Here is a 12,226-nt window from a genome sequence, read left to right as displayed (position 1 = left end):
CGCGTGGCGCGGGTTTTTATTTCTTGATCGTCATCACTTTTAGAAAAAATACGTCCTTTCATCTCACAAAGAAGTAAATTTTCCTCCCGTAACAGAAAATCCCTATAAAACTTGTGACTTTTTTCTCCCTCTCTCCAGGTATGATCTTTTCACTCTAATAACAAGCACCTGCAACAATCTGGCTCATTATCGCTGGTGGGCAGAACCTTATAAAAACAACTGTTTACCCTACAAAATAAGCGAGTGCCTTATGGATACGGCAACAAATAGCAGTGTGATTGTGAACGATTCTCCCGCGGCAAGACGGGCAGGAATGAGTGAAAGTGAATGGCGCGAGGCCATTAAATTCGACAGCTCCGACACGGGCTGGGTCATTATGAGTATCGGGATGGCTATCGGCGCGGGGATTGTTTTTCTCCCGGTACAGGTGGGATTGATGGGGCTGTGGGTATTTTTGCTCTCGTCAATTATTGGCTATCCAGCCATGTATTTATTCCAGCGCCTGTTTATTAATACGCTGGCGGAATCGCCGGAGTGCAAAGATTACCCGAGCGTCATCAGCGGTTATCTGGGGAAAAACTGGGGGGTTTTATTAGGGGCACTTTATTTTGTGATGCTGGTGATCTGGATGTTTGTCTATTCCACCGCCATCACTAACGACAGCGCCTCGTATCTGCACACCTTCGGCATCACCGACGGTTTGCTTTCCGAAAACCCGTTCTACGGTTTATTTTTGATTTGTATTCTGGTGGCGATTTCATCACGCGGTGAAAAACTGCTGTTTAAAGTTTCCAGCCTGATGGTGCTCACCAAGCTGTTTGTGGTTGCAGCACTGGGCTTGTCGATGATTGGTCTCTGGCATTTAGCTAATGTGGGCATGTTGCCACCGATGGGGCTATTAATTAAAAACGCCATTATTACGCTGCCTTTCACCTTAACCTCGATTCTGTTTATCCAGACCTTAAGCCCGATGGTTATCTCTTATCGTTCACGGGAAAAATCAGTTGAAGTGGCGCGACACAAAGCATTGCGGGCGATGAACATTGCTTTCGGCGTGCTGTTTGTGACGGTCTTCTTCTATGCCGTCTCCTTCACGCTGGCGATGGGCCACGATGAAGCGGTAAAAGCCTATGAGCAAAATATTTCGGCTCTGGCGATCGCCGCGCAGTTTATTAGCGGCGACGGTGCGGGCTGGGTCAAAATCGTCAGCGTGATCCTGAATATTTTCGCCGTGATGACCGCCTTCTTCGGTGTCTATCTCGGTTTTCGCGAAGCCACGCAGGGCATTGTGATGAATATTCTGCGCCGCAGAATGCCGGCAGAGAATATCAATGAACGTACCGTTCAGCGTGGGATCATGCTGTTCGCCATCCTGCTTGCCTGGAGCGCCATTGTCTTAAACGCACCGGTCCTGAGCTTCACTTCTATTTGTAGCCCTATCTTTGGAATGGTTGGCTGCCTGATCCCGGCGTGGCTGGTCTACAAAGTCCCCGCGCTGCATAAATATAAAGGCGCATCGCTGGTGATTATTATCATCACCGGGCTGCTGCTTTGTGTTTCTCCTTTCCTCGCGTTCTCCTGAGGAGCAATAAAGGTCGTAACGATGTCTGAGCAAATCAATCCTTTATGGAACCATTTTATTCGAGCCGTGCAGGAAGAAGTTAAACCTGCGCTGGGGTGTACAGAGCCTGTCTCACTGGCGCTGGCTTGTGCCATTGCCGCGGAACAACTTCCCGGTGAGGTCACGCAGATAGATGCGTGGGTGTCGCCAAACCTGATGAAAAACGGGCTTGGCGTTACGGTACCGGGAACAGGTATGGTCGGGCTACCCATTGCCGCAGCACTGGGTGCCATTGGCGGTAACGCGCAGGCCGGGCTGGAGGTGTTGAAAGATGCCTCAGGCGACGCGTTGGCAAAGGCAAAAGCACTGCTGCAAGCCGGACGGGTACAGGTGAAGCTGCAAGAACCTTGCGATGAGATCCTTTATTCCCGTGCCTGCGTTCATGCTGGCAACACATCGGCAATGGTCACCATTGCCGGTGGGCATACCCGCGTCGTGGAGATCGTTTGTCAGGGTGAAACGCGCTTTGTCCTTAACGAGCAGCCCGGTGAGATGGGCGGTGATCCACTAGTGGTGTTCTCACACACTACGCTGTCGCAGATCGTCGAATTTGTGGAGCAGGTACCGTTCGATGCGATCCGCTTTATCATGGAAGCGGCACGTCTGAACGATGCGCTTTCTCGCGAAGGATTAAGCGGAAAGTGGGGGCTGCACATCGGCGCCACGCTGCATAAACAGCGCGCGCGTGGATGGATGGCGCAGGATATAGGTTCAGACATTGTAATCCGCACCAGTGCAGCCTCTGATGCCAGAATGGGTGGCGCAACGCTGCCGGCCATGAGCAACTCCGGTTCGGGCAATCAGGGGATCACCGCAACGATGCCGGTTGTAGTGGTGGCTGAGTATGTTCAGGCAGATGATGAACGTCTTGCCCGGGCATTGATGTTGTCGCATCTGGCGGCCATCTATATCCATTACCAGCTTCCTCGCTTGTCGGCGCTGTGCGCTGCAACAACGGCGGCCATGGGCGCGGCGGCAGGAATGGCGTGGCTAATGGGCGGAAATTACCAGACGATCGCAATGGCTATCGGCAGCATGATCGGCGATGTCAGCGGGATTATCTGCGACGGAGCGTCTAACAGTTGCGCGATGAAGGTATCAACCAGCGTGGGAAGTGCCTGGAAGGCGGTCATGATGGCGCTGGATGATTCAGCTGTAACGGGCAATGAAGGGATTGTCGCGCACGATGTTGAGCAGTCTATCGCTAATCTGTGCTCACTGGCGTGCCGCTCGATGCAGGCAACAGACCGGCAGATCATTGAGATAATGGCGAGTAAGGTGTCGTGAATTGCCTCTCACCCCTCACCCTAGCCCTCTCCCCAAAGGGGAGAGGGAACCAATCGAGCCCCTCGCCCCTTTGGGGAGAGGGGTTGGGGTGAGGGGGATTTTTACACCGGCAAATCAATCAACAGCGCACGCAGCGGCGTATCGGCAACCAGCGTAATATTCGCTTCATCACGAATAAACGCTCCGTCACCGCAGGTGAGCGCTTCTTTTTCTTCCGTGTGCGTCACCGCATGTACCGTGCCATGAATCGACTGCAAATAGGCGCGCGGGCCGTGAAGCTGGAAACTTGCCTGCTCACCTTTTTTCAGTTCGATATGGTGCAGCCACACTTGCTGGCGCAGTTGCAGGCTGCCGTTGCTGCCATCAGGCGATGCAAGCAACTGCTGTTTTTCGCCCTTCAAATCTATCTTCTGTACCAGCGAATTTTCCCGCTCTGGGCAGGCATCCAGCCACAGCTGCATTCGGGTCAGCGTCTTGTCTTTGCTGAGGTTATGCTCGCTGTAACTAATGCCCGGCTGCGTTGAAATCAGCAACGCTTCGCCAGCCTTCGCCTGGACATGATTGCCCTCGCTGTCGCGGTATTCTGCCTCGCCTTCCAGGATCAGGTTCAGGATATCGACTTTCGGATACGTGCGCGGCTGGAAGGACGCGCCTGGGGCGAGCACTTCCTGATTCAATACGCGCAGTGATGCGTAACCGAGGAGTTTTGGGTCAAAGTAGTGTCCAAAGGAAAAGGTGTAGCGGGCCTGTAGCCAACCGAAATCAGCTTGTCCGCACTGTTTAGCTGTTCTTGTCGTAATCATAAACTTGACCTCTCTTTACACTAAAACAATGGTAAAGGTATGGACGCTTCATTGTTAGCCAGATATTCTGCCTGGTATGTTCAAATTTCCTGAATGAGAACGAGATGGCAAAAGAGAGAGCATTGACGCTTGAGGCGCTTCGCGTCATGGACGCGATTGACAGGCGTGGCAGCTTTGCCGCTGCGGCAGATGAACTGGGGCGCGTTCCGTCTGCGCTGAGCTACACCATGCAGAAGCTTGAAGAAGAGCTGGACGTGGTGTTATTCGATCGTTCCGGTCATAGAACAAAATTCACCAACGTTGGGCGGATGCTGCTGGAGCGTGGGCGCGTGCTGCTGGAAGCGGCCGATAAACTAACCACCGACGCCGAAGCGCTGGCGCGCGGCTGGGAAACGCATCTGACGCTGGTCACGGAAGCGTTAGTGCCAACTGAGGCGCTGTTCCCGCTGGTGGACCGCCTGGCGGATAAAGCCAACACCCAGCTGTCGATCATTACCGAAGTGCTGGCAGGGGCGTGGGAGCGTCTGGAAACGGGCAGGGCGGATATCGTGATTGCACCAGATATGCACTTCCGTTCGTCGTCTGAAATCAACTCCCGTAAGCTCTACAGCGTGATGAATGTGTATGTGGCCGCACCCGACCACCCGATCCATCAGGAGCCCGAGCCACTGTCTGAAGTGACGCGTGTGAAATATCGCGGTGTGGCGGTAGCGGATACCGCGCGTGAACGCCCGGTATTAACGGTACAGCTGCTGGATAAACAGCCGCGTCTGACGGTGACATCGCTGGAAGATAAGCGCCAGGCACTGCTGGCCGGCCTCGGGATGGCGACCATGCCTTATCCCTTCGTCGAAAAAGATATCGCCGAAGGACGGCTGCGCGTGGTGAGCCCGGAATACACCAGTGAGGTCGATATTATTATGGCGTGGCGTCGTGACAGTATGGGGGAAGCGAAGTCGTGGTGTTTGCGAGAAATACCGAAGCTGTTTGCCCACTACAATAAATAGGTTCGTACGCCCGGTAATCGTAAGCTACCGGGCAACGAATCAGGCGTTGAGTTTAGGGTCGGCACCAAAGCGGTTTTCACCCGGTGTGCCGCTCTGACAGTTAAAGATCAGAATCACCAGCCAGCCGATTATCGGGATCAACAGCAGCAGTAGCCACCATGCCGAACGGTCGGTGTCATGCAGCCGACGAAACAGCACGGCCCAGGATGGCAGCAAAACCAGCAGACCATAAATTGTCGTGAGAACGCCTTCACCACCAGCCCGTTCCCAGCCGAGAATTTTATCGACAATGCCCAGCACCATGATCAGGATGAAGTTCACCAGAACGAACATCCAGTACTCTTTGCGGCGGGCACGGCCACCAAATCCAATGTAGTTGCGCAGTACTTTTAAATACCAGTCCATTTTTCCTTGCCTCAATAATCGGTCAATCACTTGTTTTCCTGGCGATCGAGGTAAGGATAGATTGATATTATGAATTAAAAAAGGGCATCTATTGATGCCCTTAATATTTATCCAAATCGAACGTCGCGCCCGTGCGGCTCATCCAGATCCTGCCACGGGCCAATCGAGATAATGCCTGTCGGGTTAATGGTCTTGTGGCTGCGGTAGTAGTGGGTGCGGATATGGCCAAAATCGACCGTTTCAGCGATGCCTGGCATCTGGTAGATATCACGCAGGAACCCGTACAGGTTCAGATAGTCGCTGATACGATGTTTATCGCACTTAAAGTGAGTGACGTAGACCGGATCAAAACGCACCAGCGTGGTCCACAGACGGATGTCTGCTTCCGTCAGGCGATCGCCCGTCAGGTAGCGATGCTGACCGAGGATCTGCTCCAGACGCTCCAGCGATGTGAAGACGTTAGCGACCGCTTCGTCATAGGCTTCCTGGCTTGTGGCAAAACCGGCTTTGTAGACACCGTTGTTCACGTTGTCGTAGATCCAGCTGTTCAGTTCATCAATTTTATCGCGCAGCTCAACCGGGTAGTAATCACCGGCGCGGGCGCCGTGCGCATCAAACGCGGTGTTGAACATACGGATGATTTCGGCCGACTCATTGCTGACAATCGTCTGGTTTTTCTTGTCCCAGAGCACCGGTACGGTGACGCGGCCGGTATAGTGCGGATCTGCACGCAGATACAGTTGGTACAGGAAATCGTGATGGTAAAGGTCGTCACCTGTCGCGGCAGGGAAATCGCTGTCGAATGTCCAGCCGTTTTCCAGCATCAGCGGATTGACAACTGAGACAGGCAGTAATGATTCCAGGCCTTTGAGTTTACGCACAATCAGCGTGCGGTGTGCCCACGGGCAGGCGAGTGAAACGTAGAGATGATAACGGTCTTTCTCGGCTGCAAAGCCCCCTTCGCCACTGGGGCCTGGCGCGCCATCTGCGGTCAGCCAGTTACGGAAGGCCGAAACAGAGCGTTTGAAACGTCCTCCGGTGGATTTAGTGTCATACCAGACATCCTGCCAGACGCCGTCTACGAGTTGTCCCATTTTTTCCTCCTCCGTCAGATAGCAAAAGCGAGGAGATATCTCCTCGCTTTTTTAAGTCAGTATAGCGTGCTTACCACTTCTTATTTAGAACACGGTCGATGCTGAATGCGCCTGGACCGGTCACAGCCAACAGCAGGAAGCCGCCAGCGATAGTCAGGTTTTTCATGAACATCAGGGAGTTCACGCCTTCCGCAAAGTTGCTGTGGAAGATAAATGCTGTCAGCAATGTGAAGCCCGCAGTAAACAGTGCAGTGGTACGGGTCAGGAAGCCGAACAGTACTGCCAGGCCGCCGCCGAACTCAAGCAGAATGGTCAGTGGCAGCAGGAACCCCGGCACGCCCATAGCTTCCATATACTGTTGTGTACCCGCATAACCGGTGATTTTGCCCCAACCTGCGGTGATGAACAGAATTGGCATCAGGATACGCGCTACCAGTACACCAACATCTTCTAATTTTTTCATTTTACTCTCCAGGAAACCACATGAGCGGCTGATCTTTATTTGTGTGCAAATTCGGGCAGATACCGCGTCTTTGCTGTCGATGGAGAGAATCATAAACGTGACGAATGACAATTGTTAGCAAGGAAAACTGTCAATCTTTATCAAAGATATTGAGCAAGGAGGGACAAGAAAGAGAAATGGGAAATGTAGGCCGGGTAAGGCGTAGCCGCCACCCGGCACCACACAGACTAGCGCAGTTGCTGCTGACGAAGGGTTGCTTTCACCAGACGCCATGCGCTCCAGACACCAAAGCCGCGACGCGTCCAGCGAATCAGCTTACTGGGATGGCGGACACCCCAGATTGCCATCACGCTGCTGCCAACCAGCACCCATGAACGCAGGTTCAGGAAGGTATTCCAGCTACGATCCAGCGGGCGCGTTGCATCCACCCAGTCACGACGACTGGCTGCCAGATCCAGCCGTTGTTGCTGGATCTGGCTTAACAGGAACGCTTTTCGCTGCCTGAGCTCGGTTTTGCTGCTCATGGTTTGTCGTCCTCCAGCAGCGTGCGGTCGGCTGCAAGCTCCTGGCGGGTATGGCGCAGCAACGTGGATTTGCGCGCTTTTCGCAGCGTCCAGATACCGCCTATCACAGCACCCAGCAGCAACACCACGGTGGTCGCAATCATGGCGTTAAGACGATACTGCGGATCGACAACCCAGATAACCAGCACCAGCAGGCTCATCAGGCCAAATGCGGCAAAGAGAAGGGTAAGACCAAGCATCAGCAGGATCTGGAAGATATTGGCTTTCTCTTCTTCCAGTTCAACCACGGCCAGACGAATGCGCGTTTCAGCGATACCGACGAGGGTGGTTAAAATCCGCTGTCCGATGCCAATGATGTTCTTTGCCGGACCTTCAGTATGACGATTGTCTTCCATAATCAACGACGCGTGAGCAGGACACCCAGAACCACACCAACAGCGGCACCAATGCCTACACCAGTCCATGGATTATCGCGAACGTATTCGTCAGCGCGTGCAGCCGCTTCGCGGGTCTGCTTCGCCAGAGCATCACCGGTTTCACCCAGGCGGGTACGGCTCTCTTTCAATGCTTGCTCAGCTTTGCTGCGCAGCTTGCTGACCTCTTCCTTTGATTTATCGGTAGAGGAGTTCAGCACTTCTTCCAGGGTATCCGCCAGGGATTTCAACTCAGCGCGCAGGTTTTCTGACGTAGTATCTTTTGACATGATTTTCTCCTGTGAGACTTCCGTTAACTCAATAATCGCGGGATTCCAGCGCTTTCAGTTCTTCTTGCGCTTCTTTCAGTTTCTTCTCGCGTTTGGCAATTTTATCCGCATCTCCTTTCTCTTTCGCTTCCTGAAGATCGTGACGGCGCTCTGCTACTTCTTCCTTTTGCTCCGTGATTTTCTTCTGGTGGCTTGCGCGAAGCTCCTTGTCGGAACAGTTAGCTTTCACTTCGCTAAGCGCTTTTTTCAAGCCATTGATCCGGTTCTGATTGTTATGCTTTTCGGCATAACTGATTTCACGCTGAATGTCTTTCTCCTTCTCCTGACACAGAGAAGTGGCGAAAGAGGCTGTGCTTAATGAAAAAAGGGCCAGAGCCAGGGCGATGTGGTATTTCATTATTGGAACCTTCCATTGTTTGCAGCACGTCCGGGGAGTGTGCTGATGTCCAAAGTCATGCGGAGAGCATAGATATGATGCTCCGCGTACTTAAGCATAGTAAGTAAACGGGGTAATCACCAAAGTAAGTGAAAAGATTCAGAATCCTGGAAGTTATCCAAACCGGTGCGATGTGTCGCGCAGAAGTGACAACCAGGCCGCTGGCTGGCTGTTATCTTCCTGCTGAGCAATGATGTATCCGTGCGGCAACGTTCTGTCGAGCACGACTTTGGCTGCTGCACTTTGTGCACTGGAGTCAAATTTAATCAGTAAAACATCATCTTGTGGCGTGATGCTCTTGAAGCGGATCCCGTTTGCATCCAGGTGGTGCCAGATGGAAAAACCGTCTGGCACGCTGGTTCCCTGATTCACCGGCCGGATTGCCAGTGTGGATTCCTGGTGCTGGAGCGCCGTCCATATCAGCAGCATCGCGCTGAAGAACACCAGCACAATCAATGCGTAAGACAAGCGGCGCAGGGATAACGGTGAAATGACCATTGTTAGCCCTTGGCCCCGTATTTTTTCTTCCACAGGACAACCAGTGAACCGACCAGACCAAAGACCAGCAGCACAACTGGCAACAGCATCAGGCAGGACATTAACTGGTCTTCATACTTCATGAACACTGGCGTTTTGCCAAGTGCATAGCCTAACGTTGTCAGGATCAGTACCCACAGCAGGCCACTCATCCAGTTAAAGAACTGGAAGCGTGCGCTACTCAGGCCGGAAAGCCCTGCAATGGTTGGCAGCAAAGTGCGTACAAAAGCGATGAAACGGCCAATCAGCAACGCCGAAAGCCCATGTTTGTGGAACAGGTGGTGCGCCCGCTGGTGGTAATGCGCCGGCAGATGCGAAAGCCAGTTTTGCACGATGCGCGTATTACCCAGCCATCGTCCCTGGATATAGCTCACCCAGCAGCCGAGGCTTGCAGCAATAGTTAATAGCAGGATGGTCTGGGGGAATGCCATTGCGCCTTTGGCACAAAGCACGCCGACCAACACTAACAGACTGTCGCCAGGCAGGAAGGCGGCAGGAAGCAATCCATTCTCAAGAAACAGGATCATAAACAAAACGAAATAGAGCATCCCAATCATGGACGGATTGGCCAGCGTTTCGAAGTCCTGGGCCCATAAGGCATGTAGTAGTTGGGTCAAAAGTTCCATTCAGTGTTCCTGGAAATCGGTTAACGTCACGCCTGTTATCCGGGAAAAACAGTACGGCGACATTTTTATGATTTCATTATGGTCGCTCGCGGACACATTGTGGTGGCCAGAACTGTTCCCTGTTAAATGGCTAGTTGGCAAGCACTAACTTACAAGAAAGCAAATTGAATCCAATTGTAACAAAGCCCAACGTTCTGCGTCACAGATTTTGCATGGGGCGGAATGATTTTGGCTTAAGCCATGAAGGTGAGCGAGGGGATTTACAAAGGCTGACACTATATATGTTTTGCTTACCCACCGCGCCGAAAGGCGCAACGAAGCGCCTGCCAGCGGAAAGGGAAACTATTTTGCGAGATTGGCTGCCGTATCCAGGTGAACGACAGGATTATCCGCAAAAAGATAGCGATCGGCGTTAAATTCGAAGTCATCACTGGTTTCGTTAAACAGCATCTGCTTGGTATTTTCCAGGTGCTGCCACATGGCCAGTTTTGCCGCGTTTGGGTCTTTACGAATCAGCGCTTTAAGAATTTGGTCGTGGTCGTCACACCAGTTATCCACGGTGCGCAAATCGATGTGATCGTGCAGTTTCTTCCAGTACGGGTTATGAACGCGCTGAGTCCACATTTTTTCAACAATTGCCGCCAGAGCGGTGTTTTGCGTTGCCAGCGCAACCTGAACATGGAATTGCAAATCCCATTCGGAATCGCGGAAGCATTTTTCCTTGCGCGCATTCTCCTGGATTTCCATCAGCTTCATGATGTCCTGCTTGGTCACCTGCGTCGCAGCAAATTCGGCAATGTTACTTTCGATCAGCTGACGCGCCTGAAGCAGCTCAAACGGCCCATAGCTGGCGAACTCCAGACTTTCGTCCGGCACCGGGGAGTGTTTTGGCTGGTTGGAAATCACATGAATGCCGGAGCCTTTGCGTACTTCAACATAGCCTTCGACTTCCAGCATGATGATGGCTTCACGCACCACCGTGCGGCTCACGCTTTTTTCATCAGCAATAAAGCGCTCAGCGGGGAGTTTATCACCGACAAGATAGACACCTTGCTCGATGCGATCTTTCAGCTCGGCAGCAAGTTGCTGATATAAACGACGTGATTCGGTGATTTCCATATGCGCTCCAGGCAGGGTACGACGGATTATTTGTTATACCACTTTTGCGAGCCAGTCTCCAGATTTCGCCATTAAAAAAGCCGCCCTACGGCGGCTTTCTTGTTGTATTTGCCAGGTTGCCCCGGCCTGCGGTTTTATTGGGTTTTGTAGGCCGGGTAAGGCGAAACCGCCACCCGGCACAACAGCATCACCGCTAACTTTGTGTTGCGGGTCCACCGACGGACTCTTTTTGTAGCTCTTCTGCCGATTTGCTTTTCAGCACCGTCCAGATAACCACCGCACCCAGCAGGTCGAAGATAGCCAGCACAGCGAACAGTGGGCTAAAGCCGATGGTGTCAGCCAGGGCACCAACCACCAGAGCAAACATGGTACTTGCAGTCCAGGCGGCCATACCGGTCAGGCCGTTTGCGGTAGCAACCTCGTTACGACCAAAGACGTCAGATGAGAGCGTGATCAGTGCGCCAGACAGGGACTGGTGAGCAAAACCACCAATACACAGCAGGGCGATAGCAATGTAAGGGCTGGTGAACAGGCCGATCATACCTGGGCCAATCATCAGCAGCGCACCCATGGTAACCACCATTTTACGAGAGACAATCAGGTTCACACCAAACCAGCGCTGGAACAGTGGTGGCAGGTAACCCCCCACGATACAACCCAGGTCAGCGAACAGCATTGGCATCCAGGCGAACATCGCGATCTCTTTCAGGTTAAAGCCATACACTTTAAACATGAACAGTGGGATCCAGGCGTTAAACGTACCCCAGGCTGGTTCTGCCAGGAAGCGTGGCAGTGCGATACCCCAGAACTGACGGGTGCCCAGAATCTGCCAGACAGACATTTTTTTGCCGTTGTTAGTCTGGTGCTGAGATTCCTGACCGCCAATGATGTAATCACGTTCTTCAGTAGACAGTTTTTTCTGGTCACGTGGGTGTTTATAGAAAATCAGCCACGCCATTGCCCATGCAAAGCTCAGTACACCAGAGATGATGAACGCCATCTGCCAGCTGTGCATCACAATAGCCCAGACCACCAGTGGCGGAGCAATCATCGCACCAATAGAAGAACCGACGTTAAAGTAACCGACAGCAATAGAACGTTCTTTCGCCGGGAACCACTCGGAGCTGGCTTTCAGGCCTGCCGGGATCATGGCGGCTTCTGCTGCACCTACCGCACCGCGCGCCAGTGCCAGACCGCCCCAGCTGCCTGCCAGTGCTGTTGCACCGCAGAAAATGGCCCATGCGACAGCGAAGAATGCATAACCGATTTTAGTACCCAGAATATCAAGAACATAACCTGCTACAGGCTGCATTACGGTGTAAGCCGCGGAGTAAGCAGCAATGATGTAAGAGTATTGCTGTGTGGAGATATGCAATTCTTCCATCAACGTAGGAGCCGCTGCTGCCACGGTGTTACGTGTCAGGTAGCCCAGCACGGTGCCCAACGTCACCAGTGCAATCATGTACCAACGTAACCCTTTAATTTTACGCATGTAAAACCTCATCGTTATGTTATTTCCGTGCCGGAGCACGGCAACCTCTCAACCGTTGCCGGGAGCTGTTGTTAACGGGAGGGGCGTAACCGGGATAATTTCCCGGAAC

Annotated in this window: 15 protein-coding genes; 3 read left to right on the top strand and 12 right to left on the bottom strand. The window is 52.8% G+C overall.

Annotation, left to right across the window (positions count from 1 at the left end):
* Positions 1-250: 250 nt before the first annotated feature.
* Entirely contained in the window at positions 251-1,582 is a 1,332-nt protein-coding gene (locus tag F3J30_RS17105) for an amino acid permease (RefSeq protein WP_166718007.1), read from the top strand.
* 21 nt (positions 1,583-1,603) lie between these two features.
* Positions 1,604-2,908, top strand: a complete 1,305-nt coding sequence (locus F3J30_RS17100) for a serine dehydratase subunit alpha family protein (protein ID WP_166718006.1) — start codon at positions 1,604-1,606, stop codon at positions 2,906-2,908.
* Positions 2,909-3,009: 101 nt separating this feature from the next.
* On the opposite strand, the gene F3J30_RS17095 is transcribed toward F3J30_RS17100, so the two are convergent.
* Positions 3,010-3,711 carry a pirin family protein gene (locus F3J30_RS17095; RefSeq protein ID WP_166718005.1) on the bottom strand — a complete coding sequence of 234 codons (702 nt, stop codon included), beginning with the start codon at positions 3,709-3,711 and terminating at the stop codon, positions 3,010-3,012.
* A 104-nt stretch (positions 3,712-3,815) separates the two neighbouring features.
* Here F3J30_RS17095 and F3J30_RS17090 point away from each other — a divergent pair, with 104 nt between their 5' ends.
* Entirely contained in the window at positions 3,816-4,718 is a 903-nt protein-coding gene (locus F3J30_RS17090) for a LysR family transcriptional regulator (RefSeq protein WP_014071853.1), read from the top strand.
* Between the two features lie 39 nt (positions 4,719-4,757).
* Here the strand turns inward: F3J30_RS17090 and F3J30_RS17085 are convergent, their stop codons facing one another.
* The 11 genes from F3J30_RS17085 to F3J30_RS17035 form a co-directional block, all read right to left on the bottom strand.
* Positions 4,758-5,123, bottom strand: coding sequence for a DUF805 domain-containing protein (locus tag F3J30_RS17085; RefSeq protein ID WP_014071852.1), 366 nt, complete (start codon positions 5,121-5,123; stop codon positions 4,758-4,760).
* Positions 5,124-5,230: 107 nt separating this feature from the next.
* A complete protein-coding gene (locus tag F3J30_RS17080) occupies positions 5,231-6,217 on the bottom strand; it encodes a glutathione S-transferase family protein (RefSeq protein WP_014071851.1) in 987 nt (328 codons plus the stop codon).
* 70 nt (positions 6,218-6,287) lie between these two features.
* On the bottom strand, positions 6,288-6,680 hold the full coding sequence (locus F3J30_RS17075) for a DoxX family protein (RefSeq protein WP_014071850.1): 393 nt from the start codon (positions 6,678-6,680) through the stop codon (positions 6,288-6,290).
* Between the two features lie 227 nt (positions 6,681-6,907).
* Positions 6,908-7,204: a YqjK-like family protein gene (locus F3J30_RS17070; RefSeq protein ID WP_166718003.1), complete on the bottom strand. Its 297-nt coding sequence runs from the start codon at positions 7,202-7,204 to the stop codon at positions 6,908-6,910.
* Positions 7,201-7,599: a phage holin family protein gene (locus F3J30_RS17065; protein WP_014071848.1), complete on the bottom strand. Its 399-nt coding sequence runs from the start codon at positions 7,597-7,599 to the stop codon at positions 7,201-7,203. Before F3J30_RS17065 ends, F3J30_RS17070 begins: the two co-directional genes overlap by 4 nt.
* A gap of 2 nt (positions 7,600-7,601) precedes the next feature.
* Positions 7,602-7,907 carry a YqjD family protein gene (locus F3J30_RS17060; RefSeq protein ID WP_014071847.1) on the bottom strand — a complete coding sequence of 102 codons (306 nt, stop codon included), beginning with the start codon at positions 7,905-7,907 and terminating at the stop codon, positions 7,602-7,604.
* Positions 7,908-7,935: 28 nt separating this feature from the next.
* Positions 7,936-8,304 carry a DUF1090 domain-containing protein gene (locus F3J30_RS17055; RefSeq protein WP_166718002.1) on the bottom strand — a complete coding sequence of 123 codons (369 nt, stop codon included), beginning with the start codon at positions 8,302-8,304 and terminating at the stop codon, positions 7,936-7,938.
* Positions 8,305-8,457: 153 nt separating this feature from the next.
* Positions 8,458-8,841 carry an EnvZ/OmpR regulon moderator MzrA gene (mzrA, locus tag F3J30_RS17050; protein ID WP_166718001.1) on the bottom strand — a complete coding sequence of 128 codons (384 nt, stop codon included), beginning with the start codon at positions 8,839-8,841 and terminating at the stop codon, positions 8,458-8,460.
* Positions 8,842-8,843: 2 nt separating this feature from the next.
* Complete coding sequence (gene yqjA / locus F3J30_RS17045; RefSeq protein WP_014071844.1) at positions 8,844-9,506, bottom strand: DedA family general envelope maintenance protein YqjA; 663 nt, start codon at positions 9,504-9,506, stop codon at positions 8,844-8,846.
* Between the two features lie 342 nt (positions 9,507-9,848).
* Positions 9,849-10,625, bottom strand: coding sequence for a transcriptional regulator ExuR (gene exuR, locus F3J30_RS17040; RefSeq protein ID WP_166718000.1), 777 nt, complete (start codon positions 10,623-10,625; stop codon positions 9,849-9,851).
* Positions 10,626-10,818: 193 nt separating this feature from the next.
* Positions 10,819-12,117: an MFS transporter gene (locus F3J30_RS17035; RefSeq protein WP_014071842.1), complete on the bottom strand. Its 1,299-nt coding sequence runs from the start codon at positions 12,115-12,117 to the stop codon at positions 10,819-10,821.
* Positions 12,118-12,226: the final 109 nt, after the last annotated feature.

Source organism: Enterobacter sp. Tr-810, from assembly GCF_011752765.1.
GTDB lineage: Bacteria > Pseudomonadota > Gammaproteobacteria > Enterobacterales > Enterobacteriaceae > Enterobacter > Enterobacter soli.
This window is presented reverse-complemented; position numbering and strand designations above follow the sequence as displayed.